Consider the following 15,811-nt stretch of genomic DNA (forward strand, 5'->3'; position numbering starts at 1 on the left):
CGGCGAGAGTCACCGGCAATCCACTCGTCAACGTCGGTGTTCGTGCTGCGGAGCGAAGATCGGCTGTCTGAGGTTGGATGCAGTCGTTGGAGACGCAAGATCTGCTTTACGAATCCCCAATCCCAACTCCCCAATCCCCGCCGCACTCACATGTCGTACTTGGTCAGTTCCAGGCCCAGGGCCTTGTACTGTTTCCAGCGTTCGCGCAGCGGTTCGCGGGCAGCGGGGTCGGCCGGCACCACTTCGAGCACGCGGTCGCAGGCGCCCAGATAGGGGTCGTCGCGCAGGTTGATCACCAGCGGGCGCGAGGGGGCGGCGAACTCCGGGGCGGCAATCAGCACCGGGGCCAGTTCGTCTTCCTCATCGGTGCCGGCAATCTGGTGCGGCACGTAGGCTTCGTCGTCGAACGCCCACAGCAGGTCGTCCAGCGCCTCGGCCTGCTGCGTATCGCGGGCCAGGATCAAGGTGGGCAGGTTGGCGTCGTTGGCCTTGCGCGCCAGCTCGCAGACCAGCCGCAGCGGTTCGTTGAGGAAGCGCGGCTTGGCGATCAGGTAGAAGTCGGCACGGGGCATCAGGCGGTCACAAAGCGGGAGGAGAGCAACAATTCGGTGGTCATGCCGGCGGCCACGAACAGGGCCGCACAGCCGAGCACGGCCAACAGCAGGCCGCCGAATGCGCGCAGGCGGCGCCCGGGCGGGCGCGAGCGGTACAGGTACACCGGCAGGAACAGCACAGCCAAGGCCACGATGCCGATATTCATCCAGGCCGGCCGGCGGTAGCCAAGCCGGCGGCTGTCGGCCGCCAGCCACACAAACAACAGCAACAGCTGCACGACGATCCAGAGCAGATCGATGCCGGGGCTGGTCCAGCCCGGCACCGCGCTGGCGGCTCCATTCACGACGGAGAAGCCAGCGATGAGCGCCAGTGCAGCGCGCGGCGACATCAGGCGGCGCGATCCAGCAACCACTGGGTCAGCAGACCGACCGGGCGACCGGTTGCCATGCCGCGCTTGCCTTCGTCGCTGGCCACGCCGGCAATGTCCAGATGCGCCCAGCGCTGGTTCTCGGTGAAGCGCGACAGGAAGCAGCCGGCGGTGATCGCGCCGCCCCAGCGGCCGCCGATGTTGTAGACGTCGGCGAAGGTGGAATCCAGCAGGCCTTGGTATTCGTCCCACAGCGGCAGGCGCCAGGCGCGGTCGAACACGTGCTCGCCGGCGGCCAGCAGCTCGTTGGCCAGGTCGTCGTGCTTGCTCATCAGCCCGGCGGTCTGGTGACCCAGCGCGACCATGCAGGCGCCGGTCAGCGTGGCTACGTCCACCAGCGCCTCGGGGTTGAAGCGCTCGGCGTAGGTCAGTGCATCGCACAGGATCAGGCGGCCTTCGGCATCGGTATTGCCGACTTCGATGGTCTTGCCGGACATGCTGGTGATCACGTCCGACGGGCGGTACGCGTTGCCGTCGATGGCGTTCTCGACCGCCGGCACCACCACCACCAGGTTGATCGGCAGCTCGGCCTTGACCGTGGCCACGAAGGTGCCGATGACGTTGGCGCCACCGCACATGTCGTACTTCATTTCCTCGATGCCGCCCTGCGTCTTGAGGTTGACGCCGCCGGTATCGAAGGTGATGCCCTTGCCGACCAGCACGTACGGGCGCGCGTCGCCGCCGCCGTTCCACTTCAGCACGATCAGGCGCGGGCGGTTGGCCGAGCCGCGTGCCACCGACAGCAGCGAGCCCATGCCCAGCGCTTCCATCTGCGCCTCGTCCAGGATCTCGGCTTCGGCACCCGGGAACTTGCCGGCAAATGCGGCGGCGGTCTCGGCCAGGTAGGCCGGGGTGCAGTAGTTCGGCGGCAGGTTGCCCAGCTCGCGGGCGAATTCCACGCCTTCGGCGGTAGCCACGCCCACGGCGAGCGCGCGGGCGTCGTTGCCGGCAATCGCCAGGGTGGTCAGGCCGGTCTCGTCCACCTTCTTCTTGCCCAGTGTGGCGGTGTAGCGGTAGGCGGCATGGTCGCTAACGGTCACCGCCTGGCGGATGTTCCAGGCCGCATCGCGGGCCTTGACGCTGAGTTCGGTCAGGGTGAGCAGGGCGGTGCTGACCGCGCCGGTCTTCAGCGCGCGGGTCGCATCGCCGACGGCCTTGAGGTAGGGCGCCACGCCGAACTTGCCGGCTTCGCCCAGGCCGACCACCAGCACGCGCGGCGCGGTGACGCCGGGCAGGTCGTGCAGCAGCGTGGTGCTGCCGGTCTTGCTGGCCACGTCGCCGCGCGCGACCAAGGCCGTCAAGCGACCCTGACTGGCGCTGTCCAGCGCCTGGGCAGCGGGCGAAAGGGTCTTGTCGGCGAACACGCCAACCACGATGCAGTCGACGGCAGCGCTTGCCGGCGCGTCTTGGTTCAGGGTGAATTGCAGGGCCATTGATCAGATTCCGTAGGCAAATCCGTACAATCGCGGGCTGTTTACGCCAACCGGACTAGGCTGGCGGCGCCGCGAACGAATCCGAGAGTTTAAAACAAGCCCACCCCATGCCGAAGCTCGATCGATACCTGCTTAGCGATTTCACCCAGAGCTTCCTGGCCACCTTGATCGTGCTGCTGGTCGTCAGCGTCGGCGGCGTGCTGGTGGATATCCTCGGCAATATCGCCGACGGCCGCATCCCGGCGCGCTTGCTGCTGTCGCAGGTAGGGCTGCAATTCGTGGCGTATCTGCCCATCATCCTGCCGCTGGCCTTGATGCTGGGCCTGCTGCTGGCACTGGCGCGGCTGTACCGCGATTCAGAAATGGCCGTCATTACCGCCATTGGCGTGGGCCCCAGGCGCATGCTGCGGCCGATGCTGATGCTGGTGGTGCCGGTGGTGGTGGTCATCGGGTTGTGCTCGCTGTGGCTGGGCCCCTGGGCGAGCCGTACCGCCGAGGCGATGCTGGAAGATGCCAACCGCAGCGTGCTGATGGCCGGCCTGGAGTCGGGCCAGTTCACGCCGTTGTCCGGCGGCGGGGTGGTCTACCTGCAAACGATCTCTGCCGACGGCAAGGGCCTGGGCAAGGTCTTCATGCAGCGCCAGCAGAACGACCGCATCGATGTGGTCACCGCCGACCGCGGCGCGATGTTCTTCGAAGGCAAGACCGACCGTTACCTGCGCCTGGACGATGGCTACCGCACCGAGGGCCCGGCGAGCGGCGCGACCCTGGACTACCGCTTGATGAAGTTCGCCAGCAGCGATATCGCCCTGCCAGACCGCACCCGCGTGCACGATGCCAACGACCCCGAAGTGATGTGGACCACCCAGCTGCTGTCCGACGAGCGCCCTGCCGCGCGCGCCCAGCTGCATGAGCGCCTGGCGCCGCCGTTGCTGGCGCTGGCGTTTGCCTTGCTCACCTTGCCGTTGTCGCGCAGTGCGCCGCGGCAACAGCGTTATGGCCGGATCATGCTGGCGTTTCTGGCCTACATGGTGGGCACCAATCTGATGATCGTCGGCACCCAGTGGATCGCCAATGGCAAGACTCCGGCGGCGCTGGGCCTGTGGTGGTTGACGCTGCCGCTGCTGGCCGTGGCGGTGTGGGCGTATGCGCGCGATGGCCGCGTGCGTCGGCCGGGGGCGCGCGCATGAAGCTGACGCCGCGGGTCCACGATTGGTATGTCGGTCGCGTGGTGCTGTTCACCGTGCTGCTGACCTGGGCGGTGCTGCTGGGGCTGGATCTGGTCAACGCCTTCGCCAGCGAAGCCAAGAACATCGGGCAGGGCAGCTACACCTTCGGGCACGCGGTGGCTTACGTGGCCTACACCGTGCCGCGCCGGGCCTATACCTTGTTCCCGACTGCCGCGGTGATTGGCGCGCTGATGGGCCTGGGCCAGTTGGCCGCCACCTCCGAGCTGACGGCGCTGCGCGCGCTGGGCGTGTCGCGCAAGCGCATGTCCGCCTCGGTTGTCGCAGCGATGGCGCTGCTGACCGCCAGCATGGTGATCAGTGGCGAAACCATCGGGCCGTGGGCACAGAACCAGGCCGACACGCTCAAGGCCAGTGCCCGCTTCAACAGCGATATGGCGTCTTCGCGCTACGCCGGGCTGTGGGCACGCGAGGGCGACACCTTCCTCAATGCATTGAGCGGTGAAGAGAAGCTGCTCGATGGCGGTGGCACTGCACTGGATCTGCACGATGTGCGGCTCTACCACCTTGATCCCAGTGGCAGGATGCAGCAGTTGACCTACGCCTCGGTGGCCGAACACCGCGACGGCCGCTGGACCCTGCGTCAGGTCCGTCGCGACACCTTCCAGGAACGCTCGGTGCAGCGCGAAACCTTTCCCGAATTGCCGTGGCAGTCGCAACTGAATCCTGCCGCGCTGGCCGCTGGCCTGGCCAAGCCGCGCAATCTTTCTGCGCACGATCTGGAGCAGAGCATCGAATACCGTCGCCGCAATGGATTGGACGCGCGCGATTACGAAGATCAGTACTGGAGCCGGTGGTTCTATCCGCTCAACGTGCTGGCGCTGTGCATGGCGGCAATCCCGTTCTCGTTCGGCTCGCTGCGCAGCGGTGGCCTGGGCAAGCGCCTGTTCCTGGGCATCCTGTTCGCGCTGGGTTTCTGGCTGCTGCAGCTGTTCTTCGGCCGCATGGCCGGCGCCCTCAAGCTGGATTACCGCATTGCCTATGCGCTGCCGCCCATGGTGATGCTGGGTGTGTCGGCGTGGTTGTTCCGCAGGCGTAGTAGCTGAGCGCATGCGGCGGGTAAGCGTGTTGGGTGTGGCGCTCTGCCTGCTGCATCTGGCGGCGGCTGCTTTTTGCGTGTGGGGAGCGCTCAGCGCTCAGGGCGATCCCAAGGGCCACTTCGTTCTGCTGCAACTGCCGTTGACGCCTCAGCTGATCGCACTGGATGCTCTCCACGCGGATGCCTGGTTGACCAACATGCCTTGGGCGACAAGTTATGCGTTGTTGGTTCCGCCATTTCTGGCAGTGCTGTATGCAGTTGGGCATGCGTTTCAGTGGCTGATTGCGCGCGTCTTCTTGGGCGCCAAATAAGCCGCAGCCTGGCTTGGTCACTGCCGCCGGCCCCATCCCACTCCAGGTGCAAGTCGCATGCATGGAACATGCCGGAGCCTGGATATGGGGGTGATGGACTGCCGACCTGATTACTTCAATGGCCTGGCAGTCCGTTCCAGCCGTGTGTGACTCGCACGGTCGTGCCAGGTCAGCCGGTCGCGATCCAGCCACGCCCACCAGAACCCCAGCCCGCCCAGCGCCAGCGACAAGGTGCCGACGGCATAGCGGATCCACAGCGCACGCCATGACACCCGTGGGTCGATCAAGCGCAGCCGCCAGGGGCGCATGCCCAGCGTCTGCCCGCCGCGCCGCCAACTCACGGTGGCGTAGATACCTGCGGCGATCCAGCAGCACAGCCACAACAGCCATTGCCAGCCGCTGAAAGGCGCGATGTTTTCGCGCGCGGGGTGCCCGGCGAGCGTAAAGCCCAGCGTGAACACGGTGGAGATCAGCATCGACAGCGCCAGCACCGGCCAGGCGTCGTAGCACAACGCCAGCAGCCGCCAGCCCACCAGGGCAGGGGGGCGCGCAACGCGAGGCGAAGGGATCGAGGTCATGGCGCGAGCATAACGGTCGCCAAGCACGGCGCAACGCCGCGCTGCAGTAGCCGCGCTCTGGTGCCTGCACGCGCTGACGCACGCCACGCATCGAACGGCGATCAACCGCATCCTGGCGCGACGGCTGGTGCGCAGACGCGGCGTGTTCAATCGGGCGCATGCCCATGCCGGGACCTACCGGCCATGGCGGCGCTGGCGTCGCGATCCGGGTCGCCTTTGCGCCTGCGGCCGACGCGTGCTGATCAGGCAGAACAATGACGCGCACATCTACCGCCCCGCGCGCGCAGGCAACACACCTACCGGCAACCCACGCGCATCGGCGCTCAAAACGCGCGCCGCGTTTTATGCTGTGGCGATGTCTGCCAGCAGTCCCGCCGAACGCCGCCAACTTGCCCGCCAGCTGCCACCGGTGCAGGCGGCCGATGCCAGCGTGATCGAACGGTTTCTCGACCGGTTCTGGGCCGAGCAAGGCGTGGCGCGGCAGACCCTGGAGAGTTATCGGCGCGACCTGGAAGGGCTGGCGCGTTGGCGCGACGGCGCACATGGTGGCTTGCTCGGCATCGACCGTGCCGCCCTGTTCGACTATCTGCGCTGGCGTACCCAGGCCAATTATTCCCCGCGCAGCACGGCGCGGCTGTTGTCGACCTTGCGTGCGTTCTACGGGCTGTGCCTGCGCGATGGCGTGCGCAGCGACGACCCCACCACCCTGATCGATCCGCCGCAACTGCCACGCTCGCTGCCCAAGGCCTTGACCGAAAGTCAGATCGAGGCCTTGCTGGCCGCGCCGGACGTTGACACCCCGGCAGGCCTGCGCAATCGCGCCATGCTGGAGTTGATGTACGCCGCGGGCCTGCGTGTGAGCGAGCTGGTCAACCTGCCGGCAGTGGGGGTGAACCTGCGCCAGGGCGTGCTGCGGGTGACCGGCAAGGGCAGCAAGGACCGGCTGGTGCCGCTGGGCGAGGAGTCCCAGCATTGGCTGGAGCGTTACCTGCGCGAGGCGCGCCCGCTGCTGGCCGCGAACAAGCCGGTGGCGGCGGTGGACGGGCAGGTGCCATTGTTCATCGACGCCGCGCGCCGGCCGCTCAGCCGACAGCAGTTCTGGGCGTTGGTCAAACGCTATGCAGCAGTCGCGGGTATCGACCCGGACACGGTCAGCCCGCACGGGCTGCGCCACAGCTTTGCCACCCATCTGCTCAACCATGGCGCCGACCTGCGCGCGTTGCAGATGCTGCTGGGCCATAGCTCGTTGTCGACCACCCAGATCTACACGCTGGTGGCGCGCCAGCATCTGCAGAAACTGCACGCCAGCCATCATCCGCGCGGTTAGTCGGCCCAGCGCCCTGCCATGCGCATGCGTGCCGGCGACGCACCTGTCGCGGTTGCGGCAGAACTGCCAACAGGTCATCGCCGCGCTGGCGGCCGCACCAACATCGCCAGCCGACGTTGCTGGGTGGCTCGCCAGACACGCTCGGCGGCTCCGGCGGCGTTGCTGGTCAGGCTGGCATCGGCTGGCGTGACCTCCTGGTTGTCATACCTCGAGCTGACGCTCAGCGCCGGACGTCACGCGGCGGTGCACTCCAGGAAACAATCAGAGCGGGGGACGACGCTTACGGGCACCTTCAAGGCGCCTTGCGACGGCGAAAGTGCCGAGCCCGCCGCCAGACCCGGCAGGCCACGCTCGGTATTGCGTCTGTCCAACAGGTGCAGCAACGGGGTGCCTGCAGCGTTCACAAACTGTCGCGGCCGCGGCCAGGCTTCATCTGCGCTGTGCGAGAATCTGGGCACCTCATTCCATCTGGATGCGTGAATGTATCGTCTTGCCATCGCCGCGCTGCTGGGCGCGATCAGCCTTACCGCCTGCGCACAATCCTCGCAGCCTGCGGCAAGCACTGCCGGCGCCAAGCCCGCCGCCGCGCCCGCCGCCACCGGCACGGTGGACCAGCGCGTGAGCACGGCGCTCAAGGCGCTGGACCCGGATTTCAAGCCCGATTACATCGGTGCTGCGCCGTTCCCCGGCTTCCGCGAAGTGGTCGTCGGCGGGCAGGTGCTATACCTCAGCGACGACGGCCGTTACCTGATCCAGGCGCAGCCGTTCGACATCCAGAACAAGCAGTTCGCCGCCAGCCCGGGCTTGCTGGCCTACCGCCGCAAGCAGCTTGACACCGTGCCCAAGGCCGACCGCATCGTGTTCGCGCCGGCCAACCCGAAGTACACCGTCACCGTCTTCACCGATGTGGAATGCGGCTACTGCCGCAAGTTGCATAGCGAGATCGGCGAGCTCAACAAGCAGGGCATCGCGGTGGAATACCTCGCGTTCCCGCGCATGGGCCTGGGCAGCCAGGACCATAAGGAAATGATTGCGGTGTGGTGCGCTGCCGATCGCAAGCAGGCGCTCACCGCTGCCAAGTCGGGTCAGCCGGTCGCCTCCAAGGACTGCAAGAACCCGGTGTCGATGGAATACAACCTTGGCCAGCGCCTGGGCGTCAACGGAACGCCGGCGATCTTCGCGCCCGACGGCACCCAGCTCGGTGGCTACCTGCCGCCAGCGCAGTTGCGTGAGGCGCTGGAAAAGCGTGCCGTGAGCACGGCAGGCGGCAGCCGCTGAGGCCGTCTCGGCTCTGATCATCATGGCGTCGCCGATGGCGACGTTGCGGTGGTCGCTTGCGCAATGACAAGGGCCCAGGTGCGACCGCATCCGGGCCTTTGCCGTTTCTGGGAGTCGCCGCCATCTGGCCGCCCCCTTCATGCTGGCCGGCGCAACTCTCTGGCACGGAAGCGGCGACAACGCTCCCGCCCGACGATTCCCCATTCCCGATTCCCGATTCCCGATTCCCGATTCCCGGCCATCGCACGCCCGGTCCGGCGTCGATCCATCAGCTCCGTTACAATCTGCAGCCCCGTTTCTGACACGGTTCCCCGGACATGATGGTCCTCGAGGGCGCTTCCGCCCTTTCGCCGTTCCGCCGCGCTCGGCTCGAAACCCGCCTGCAAACCCTTGTTCCCGCGCTGCGTATCACTGGCGCCTGGCACGTGTACTTCATCCGTGCCGAGGCCGGGCAGTCGCCCGACCAGGCCACCTTGCAGCGGATCCTGCAGGCCAACGCCGCGCCCGCCGCGCGCGATGCCGATGCCTCCTCGCGCTACGTGGTGCCGCGCCTGGGCACCTTGTCGCCGTGGTCGAGCAAGGCCACCGAGCTGGTGCGCGGGGCCGGGCAGCCGATCCAGCGTGTGGAGCGCGGCACCCGCATCGACCTGGCCGGCTGGCCGGACGACGCGGCCGCTCAGGCCGCCGTGGCCAAACTGCTGCACGACCCGATGACGCAATCCCTGCTCGGTTCGGCCGCTGCCGCCGAAGCGCTGTTCAACGTGCCCGACCCGGGCCAGTTGCAGCGCGTGCCGCTGGATGGGCTGGAGCAGGCCAACCGCGACCTGGGCCTGGCGCTGGCGCAGGACGAGATCGACTACCTGCGCGAACGTTTCGGCGCGCTGGGCCGCGACCCGGCCGACGTCGAACTGATGATGTTCGCCCAGGCCAACTCCGAGCATTGCCGGCACAAGATCTTCAATGCCAGCTGGACCATCGACGGCAAGCCGCAGGAGCGCTCGCTGTTCCGCATGATCAAGCACACCCATCAGCAGACCCCGCAGCACACCTTGTCGGCCTATAGCGACAACGCGGCGGTGGTGGAAGGCGTGCCGGCCGCGCGCTATCGCCCGGATCCGGCCACCGGCCAATACCGCAGCGAAGCGGTGCTGCCGTCGGCGTTTGCGATCAAGGTGGAAACGCATAACCACCCGACCGCGATCGCACCGTTCCCCGGCGCGGCCACCGGCGCCGGCGGCGAAATTCGCGACGAAGGCGCCACCGGCCGTGGCGGCAAGCCCAAGGCCGGGCTGACCGGGTTTTCGGTCTCGCACCTGCGCATTCCGACCCTGCCGCAGCCGTGGGAAGCGCCGCGCGCGCTGAACCCGCGCATGGCGCCGGCGCTGGACATCATGCTCGACGGCCCGCTGGGCGGCGCCGCGTTCAACAACGAATTCGGTCGCCCGAACCTGCTCGGCTATTTCCGCAGCTTCGAGCTGGCCGAAGGCCAGGGCCTGACCCGCGCCTACGACAAGCCGATCATGCTGGCCGGTGGCCTGGGCGCGATCGATCGCAACCAGGTGGAAAAGCTGCGCCTGCAGCCGGGCGATGCGGTGATCGTGCTCGGCGGCCCGGCGATGCTGATCGGCCTGGGCGGCGGTGCGGCCAGTTCGGTGGCGGCCGGCGACAGCGCCGAGGCGCTGGATTTTGCCAGCGTGCAGCGCGAAAACCCGGAGATGGAACGCCGCTGCCAGGAGGTCATTGACCGCTGCGTGGCGCTGGGCGTGGATAACCCGATCCGCTGGTTCCACGACGTGGGCGCGGGTGGTTTGTCCAACGCCATTCCCGAGCTGCTGCACGATTCGGGGGTGGGCGGCATCATCGACCTGGGCCGCGTGCTCACCGACGACCCGTCGCTGTCGCCGCTGGAACTGTGGTGCAACGAATCGCAGGAACGCTACGTGCTCGGCGTGCCGCAGGCGCGCCTGGAAGAGTTCGCCGCCATCTGCGCCCGCGAACGCTGCCCGTTTGCCGCCGTCGGTGTGGCCACGGAAGAGGAGCGGCTGGTGGTGGGGTATGGCGTCCTTGGTGACGGGATTGGGGAGTCGGGATTCGGGATTCGCAACGGCGCATTGCCGGCAACCGATGCCGCTTCTAACCAATCCCCAATCCCGAATCCCGAATCCCAGCTTCCAATCGATCTGCCCATGGACGTCCTCTTCGGCAAGGCGCCGAAGATGCATCGCGATGCCGCGCATCCGGCCGCTCCCAGGTGGCCGGTGCTGCAGACCGCGTCGCTGGACCTGCAGCAGGCCGGTTTGCGTGTGCTGGCGCATCCCACCGTGGCGTCCAAGAGCTTTCTGGTCACCATCGGCGACCGCAGCGTGGGCGGGCTGACCGCACGCGAGCAGATGATCGGCCCGTGGCAGCTGCCGCTGGCCGATTGCGCGATCACGCTGGCCGGCTTCGAGACCTTCGAAGGCGAAGCGATGTCGATCGGCGAACGCACCCCGCTGGCGCTGTTGAATGCCGCCGCATCCGCGCGCATGGCCGTGGGCGAAGCCATCACCAACCTGTGCGCGGCACCGGTGCAGCGGCTGGACAGCATCAAGCTCTCGGCGAACTGGATGGCCGCCGCCGGCCACAGCGGCGAAGACGCGTTGCTGTACGACGCGGTGCGCGCCATCGGCATGGAGTTGTGCCCGGCGCTGGAGCTGAGCATTCCGGTGGGCAAGGATTCGCTGTCGATGCAGGCGCAGTGGGCTGAAGCCGGGATTGGTGATTCGGCATTCGGGATTGGCAACACACCGGAATCCGCCGCTGTTGCGAATCCCCAATCTCCAATCTCCAATCCCGTCTCTCACAAAAGCGTTTCCCCCGTCTCGCTGATCATCAGTGCGTTCGCGCCGGTGACCGATGTGCGCACGCAGCTGACCCCGTTGCTGCGCAGCGGGGAAGACAGCGAGCTGTGGTTGATCGGGCTGGGGGGCGGCAAGCAGCGGCTGGGCGGGTCGGTGCTGGCGCAGGTGTATGCCGACGACAGCGCGCTGCCGGCGTTCGGCGGCGAGGCGCCGGATCTGGACGATGCGCAGCGGCTGCGCAGTTTCTTCGAGTTGATCCGCGACGCGCGCGAGGCCGGGCTGTTGCTGGCGTATCACGATCGCAGCGATGGCGGTGCGTTTGCTGCGTTGTGCGAGATGGCGTTTGCGTCGCGGCAGGGCCTGGATATCACGCTGGATGCGTGGGGCGACGATGCGTTCCGCAGCCTGTTCAACGAAGAATTGGGCGCCGTGGTGCAGATCGACAGCGAAGACCGCGCCGCGTTCGCCGACCTGGTCGAGCGCCACGCATTGACCGAATGCGCGCAGCGCATCGCGCGCCCCACCGGCACGCCGCGCATCCGCGTGAGCGGGCAGGGCCGCGTGCTGGCCGAGTGGCGCTGGGAAGAGTTGTTCGACGCCTGGTGGTCGGTGACCCATGCGATGCAGAAGCTGCGCGACAACCCGGACAGCGCCGATGAGGAGCGCGCGCTGGCACGCGATTTCAAGGCGCCAGGCCTGCGCCCGAAGCTGGTGTTCGACCCTTCCGACGATGTGGCGGCGCCGTTCGTGGCCACCGGTACGCGGCCCAAGGTGGCGATCCTGCGCGAGCAGGGCGTCAACGGGCAGATCGAGATGGCCTACAACTTCGAGCGCGCCGGTTTCCGTCCTTACGACGTGCACATGAGCGACCTGATCGAGGGCCGCGTGAACCTGGGCGAGTTCGTGGGCTTTGCGGCGTGCGGCGGTTTCAGCTACGGCGACGTGCTGGGCGCCGGCCGCGGCTGGGCGACATCCATCCTGGAGCGCTCGGCGTTGCGCGATGCGTTCGCCGCGTTCTTTGCACGCAGCGATACGTTCGCGCTGGGCGTGTGCAACGGGTGCCAGATGCTCAGCCAGCTCAAGGACATCATTCCCGGTGCCGAGCATTGGCCGCGCTTTTTGCGCAATCGCAGCGAGCAGTTCGAGGCGCGCACCGCGTTGCTGGAAGTGGTGGAGTCGCCGTCGATCTTCCTGCGCGGCATGGCCGGCTCGCGGATTCCGGTGGCGGTGGCGCACGGCGAAGGCCGCGCAGCGTTCGATAGCGCCGTGGACCAGGCCGCTGCACGCGTGGCGCTGCGTTACATCGATGGCGATGGTGGGGTGGCCTCGCAGTATCCGCTCAATCCGAACGGTTCCCCGGACGGCATCACCGGGCTGACCAGCAGCGACGGCCGCGTCACCATCCTGATGCCGCACCCGGAGCGCACGCCACGCAGCGCAAACCTCAGCTGGCACCCGGCTGGCTGGGGCGACGACTCGCCGTGGCTGCGGATGTTCCGCAACGCGCGGGTGTGGTGCGGTTGATGGCGTGCGGCTGATCGGCAGCCGCTGACACCTGATCCGACGGCCGTGTGCAGCGATGCACACGGCCGTTGTCGTTTTGGCAGGCGCGCTGAATCTGCAATTGGAATCGGTTGCAGGTTTGTCGCGCGCTGCCGCTACCACTCCATTGCGCGGTGCCCATTGCAAACCCATGCGTGGTTGCCGGCCTCGCCAGCATCGGGCACACGCGACGGTGGCGCGTGTGGCGCGCTCGAATCAGGCCATGGAGCGGCTCGATGACGATGGTCGCGCGATTACCCACATGCGCCTCGGAATTGTTTCGAGACTATTTTTGTGGTGGCAGCGAAGATGGGACTAAATAATTAATCGGCACCTGGTCATTTTGAAATAACTAACAAAAGTATTAGTTATTTATTTCGCATGACTGATTGCGTGCTATGTGTGACGGCAATCGCATTTGAAAGTTGGTTTTTTCAATAAATTCATCCGGCGTTATCGATCTTTCGATCTCCGCATCTTCTTATTTACTGTGTTGAATCTTTCGCGGTGGAAAACTCCATCGCTGAAGCAAGTGCGCGCGAATATAAAACCTCAGGGGGACCGTGCGATCTGTTCGTGCGGTGGTCGGTTTTTTACACACCAGACCAAAATGGGGAGTTAGGCGTTAATGAAGCGAATTTATCTGGAGGCTGGTCGCGCGTCTTGTGCTCACGACCAAACGGTGACGCGTGCTCGCACGGTGGGAAATACGCAGGGGAGACTGCCGCGCGACCATGCCGGCGGAGTGCTGGCCACGGCAGTGGTGATCGTGTTGTTCGGCATGGCCGGGGCGGCCGGCGCCGCGAGCACACCGGCGGCAGCGACCACGCAGTGCCAGCTGATCGATGGCAGGCGGCAGTGCCCAGGCGAGGCCGGCACGGTGGCTCAGGTCGCTACTGCAGGAGCCAACGACAGCGCCACGCAAGCGGCAGCAAGATCCGCCGCCGATGCGCAGATCCCGGCATTCGCGGACGGCGAGGATGCGGTGGCATTGGGCAATGCGAGCAATGCGCTAGGCGATGGAACCATGGCATTGGGCGGTGGAAGCCTGGCCTTGGACCGCGACGCGACCGCGATCGGTCATAACGCTGCGGCCGCGGGAGAATCGGCGATTGCGGTTGGCGGCGTAACGACCGTGTTTGATTACGATGCCAACGGCTTCGTCATCGGCCAACGCGAACAGGCCACGCAGGCCTCAGGTGTGGGCGCCACGGCTGTGGGCGGTGGTGCGGTAGCGGGAACGCCGTATGCCAGCGCCATCGGCAGCGGCGCCAGCGCCAGTGGCGTGCAGAGCACGGCGCTGGGGTATCGCGCACAGACTTCCAGCGACGGTGCCACCGCCGTGGGCGGGCTTTCCAGCGCCAGTGGCTTTCTTTCCACTGCCGGCGGTTATTCCTCGCGCGCCAGCGCAGACACCTCGACCGCATTCGGTTACAGGGCGCGAAGCGACGGTGCCAGTAGCGTCGCAGTTGGCGACACCGCGTTGGCCAGCGGAGCACAGAGCGTTGTCGTAGGCGGCGTCAGCAACTTCGGCTCGATTACCGCAGCGACCGGTCTTGGCGGCATTGCGCTGGGCTCGGGTGCGCAAAGCCAATCCGATTATGCGATTGCCATTGGCTACGATTCCAACGTGTTTCCGAATGCGCCCGGCAATACCGATGCGGTAGCGATCGGGCACAGCGCCGGGTCGTTCGCACCACGCACCGTGTCATTGGGCGGCTTTGCCCTGGCGTCCGGCGATGGCGGCATCTCGATCGGACATGGCAGCACCGCTTACAACGAAAATAGCGTGGCGTTAGGCGCGCGTGCGATGACCTCGCAGTTCAATGGCGACAGCACCGTCATTGGTGCGGACGCGCAGGCCAACGGCGTGGATGCCGTGGCGATCGGTTACGGCGCGAAGGTGGGATCCTGGGTTGACGATGCCTGGAATCGTTCGGCATCCAGCGCGGTTGCGCTGGGTGCGCACTCCTATGCGTTTCGCAGCAATACGGTGTCGGTCGGCGATGTGCAAGCCGGCTTGACGCGCCAGATCACCAGCGTTGCAGCCGGTACCGAAGCCACCGATGCGGTGAATGTGGCCCAGCTCGATACGGTGCGCGCCGCCACGTCACGCATTGATGGCTATCTGGCAGTGACGCCGGCCACCACGGACGCAGCGGCGGCATCTGCGCAGGGACAGGGCGCCATGGCACTGGGTGGCGCAAGCAGCGCGCTTGGCGCATCTGCCACCGCGGTGGGCTTCAATGCCTCCAGCGTTGGCCAGGGCAGTGCTGCGTTGGGTAGCCGTGCGGTTGCTGCCGGCGAGCGCAGCGTAGCGATTGCCTCCGGCAGCCGTGCCGCGGCCACCGGCGCCAGCGCGATAGGGGCGGACAGCAGCGCCAGCGGCGTGAACAGCACCGCGATGGGCCGGCAGACCAATTCCGTCGGCGAAAACGGCGTTGCGCTGGGCTACAACGCGTTCGTCCGCGAAAGCGGCAGCAATGCCGTGGCACTGGGCGCGAATGCTGGCGCCAGCGGTGCCGATTCGGTGGCTCTGGGCTCGGGCTCGCGCACCTACGATGCCAATACGGTGTCGGTGGGCAGCGGCAATGGCCGCGGCGGCCCGGCCACGCGCCGTATCGTCAATGTGGGTGCGGGCACGATTGCCAGTGCCAGCACCGATGCAATCAATGGCGGCCAGTTGTTCCAGTCGTTGAGCAATGCGGCCAGCTTCCTCGGCGGCGGTGCGGCGATCGGTGCGCAAGGCGTATTTGTTGCGCCGACCTACGTGATCCAGGGGGCCAGCTACAACAACGTCGGTGCGGCACTGACGGCGTTGGACAGCAAGGTCAGCGAGCTGGATGCCCGAGGCGGCGCGGCAACAGCTGCCTCACGTGCATCTGTCGCACGCCTGGCAACGGCGCGCACTGCAGCGGTCGACGCAACAGCCGATGGCGTGCAGCCGGCAGCGCTGGCAACCGACGCCACAGCCGACAGTGCCTTGTCGTCTGCAGCGACGGCCACTGCAACTGGGCTTTCCGCAAGCACGGCGGTGCAGGGCACGCCCACCGCTGCCGTGGACGGCAGCATCACGCCGGCGGCCACGTCCACGGCAGTGGGCACGGCAGCAGTGGCCAACCACGTTACCGGCACGGCCATTGGCGGCAGCGCGTATGCGCATGGCCCCAACGACACCGCCATCGGCAGCAATGCCCGCGTCAATGCCGATGGCAGTACGGCGGTGGGTGCCAA

The 15,811-nt window shown here is 67.0% G+C and carries 11 protein-coding genes and 1 pseudogene; 8 read left to right on the top strand and 4 right to left on the bottom strand.

Translation table 11 applies throughout. The features are described 5' to 3' along the window. Positions 1–146: 146 nt before the first annotated feature. From LN450_RS01175 to LN450_RS01185, 3 genes are read right to left on the bottom strand one after another with little or no spacing between them, the layout of a single operon-like run. Positions 147–572 (bottom strand): DNA polymerase III subunit chi, encoded by a 426-nt coding sequence (locus LN450_RS01175; protein ID WP_008571796.1) that lies wholly within the window; start codon positions 570–572, stop codon positions 147–149. Continuing rightward, on the bottom strand, positions 572–943 hold the full coding sequence (locus tag LN450_RS01180) for a hypothetical protein (RefSeq protein ID WP_008571795.1): 372 nt from the start codon (positions 941–943) through the stop codon (positions 572–574). Before LN450_RS01180 ends, LN450_RS01175 begins: the two co-directional genes overlap by 1 nt. Beyond that, positions 943–2,415 (bottom strand): leucyl aminopeptidase, encoded by a 1,473-nt coding sequence (locus tag LN450_RS01185; protein WP_011348593.1) that lies wholly within the window; start codon positions 2,413–2,415, stop codon positions 943–945. The genes LN450_RS01180 and LN450_RS01185 overlap by 1 nt, the downstream gene beginning before the upstream one ends. A gap of 107 nt (positions 2,416–2,522) precedes the next feature. On the opposite strand from LN450_RS01185, the gene lptF reads away from it, so the two are divergent. Genes lptF through LN450_RS01200 form a run of 3 tightly spaced genes read left to right on the top strand, consistent with a single transcriptional unit; the run spans position 2,523 to position 5,012 of the window. Beyond that, the gene (lptF, locus tag LN450_RS01190; RefSeq protein ID WP_008571793.1) at positions 2,523–3,605 is read left to right on the top strand and encodes an LPS export ABC transporter permease LptF; all 1,083 of its coding nucleotides are present in this window, start codon (positions 2,523–2,525) and stop codon (positions 3,603–3,605) included. Next, positions 3,602–4,708, top strand: coding sequence for an LPS export ABC transporter permease LptG (lptG, locus tag LN450_RS01195; protein ID WP_008571792.1), 1,107 nt, complete (start codon positions 3,602–3,604; stop codon positions 4,706–4,708). The genes lptF and lptG overlap by 4 nt, the downstream gene beginning before the upstream one ends. 4 nt (positions 4,709–4,712) lie before the next feature. Continuing rightward, positions 4,713–5,012 (top strand): hypothetical protein, encoded by a 300-nt coding sequence (locus tag LN450_RS01200; protein WP_011348592.1) that lies wholly within the window; start codon positions 4,713–4,715, stop codon positions 5,010–5,012. Positions 5,013–5,122: 110 nt separating this feature from the next. Here the strand turns inward: LN450_RS01200 and LN450_RS01205 are convergent, their stop codons facing one another. Then, positions 5,123–5,590 (bottom strand): RDD family protein, encoded by a 468-nt coding sequence (locus LN450_RS01205; RefSeq protein ID WP_031424375.1) that lies wholly within the window; start codon positions 5,588–5,590, stop codon positions 5,123–5,125. A 355-nt stretch (positions 5,591–5,945) separates the two neighbouring features. Here LN450_RS01205 and xerD point away from each other — a divergent pair, with 355 nt between their 5' ends. The 5 genes and pseudogenes from xerD to LN450_RS01225 form a co-directional block, all read left to right on the top strand. Beyond that, on the top strand, positions 5,946–6,917 hold the full coding sequence (gene xerD, locus LN450_RS01210) for a site-specific tyrosine recombinase XerD (RefSeq protein WP_011348590.1): 972 nt from the start codon (positions 5,946–5,948) through the stop codon (positions 6,915–6,917). Between the two features lie 18 nt (positions 6,918–6,935). Further along, a pseudogene (locus LN450_RS23215) lies at positions 6,936–7,171 on the top strand (hypothetical protein); the annotation flags it as partial. A 226-nt stretch (positions 7,172–7,397) separates the two neighbouring features. Then, entirely contained in the window at positions 7,398–8,195 is a 798-nt protein-coding gene (locus LN450_RS01215) for a DsbC family protein (RefSeq protein WP_011348589.1), read from the top strand. Between the two features lie 317 nt (positions 8,196–8,512). Next, the gene (gene purL, locus LN450_RS01220) at positions 8,513–12,559 is read left to right on the top strand and encodes a phosphoribosylformylglycinamidine synthase (protein WP_011348588.1); all 4,047 of its coding nucleotides are present in this window, start codon (positions 8,513–8,515) and stop codon (positions 12,557–12,559) included. Between the two features lie 646 nt (positions 12,560–13,205). After that, positions 13,206–15,811 (top strand): adhesin (locus tag LN450_RS01225; RefSeq protein ID WP_228892390.1); only part of this gene is annotated, 2,606 nt, incomplete at its 3' end.

Source organism: Xanthomonas euvesicatoria pv. euvesicatoria (assembly GCF_020880415.1).
In the GTDB taxonomy this organism is placed as follows: domain Bacteria; phylum Pseudomonadota; class Gammaproteobacteria; order Xanthomonadales; family Xanthomonadaceae; genus Xanthomonas; species Xanthomonas euvesicatoria.

Bases quoted from the DNA above. Each gene is read 5' to 3' on its own strand.
- LN450_RS01175 (WP_008571796.1), bottom strand. From the start codon at position 572: ATGCCCCGTGCCGACTTCTACCTGATCGCCAAGCCGCGCTTCCTCAAC.
- LN450_RS01180 (WP_008571795.1), bottom strand. From the start codon at position 943: ATGTCGCCGCGCGCTGCACTGGCGCTCATCGCTGGCTTCTCCGTCGTG.
- LN450_RS01185 (WP_011348593.1), bottom strand. From the start codon at position 2,415: ATGGCCCTGCAATTCACCCTGAACCAAGACGCGCCGGCAAGCGCTGCC.
- lptF (WP_008571793.1), top strand. From the start codon at position 2,523: ATGCCGAAGCTCGATCGATACCTGCTTAGCGATTTCACCCAGAGCTTC.
- lptG (WP_008571792.1), top strand. From the start codon at position 3,602: ATGAAGCTGACGCCGCGGGTCCACGATTGGTATGTCGGTCGCGTGGTG.
- LN450_RS01200 (WP_011348592.1), top strand. From the start codon at position 4,713: ATGCGGCGGGTAAGCGTGTTGGGTGTGGCGCTCTGCCTGCTGCATCTG.
- LN450_RS01205 (WP_031424375.1), bottom strand. From the start codon at position 5,590: ATGACCTCGATCCCTTCGCCTCGCGTTGCGCGCCCCCCTGCCCTGGTG.
- xerD (WP_011348590.1), top strand. From the start codon at position 5,946: ATGTCTGCCAGCAGTCCCGCCGAACGCCGCCAACTTGCCCGCCAGCTG.
- LN450_RS01215 (WP_011348589.1), top strand. From the start codon at position 7,398: ATGTATCGTCTTGCCATCGCCGCGCTGCTGGGCGCGATCAGCCTTACC.
- purL (WP_011348588.1), top strand. From the start codon at position 8,513: ATGATGGTCCTCGAGGGCGCTTCCGCCCTTTCGCCGTTCCGCCGCGCT.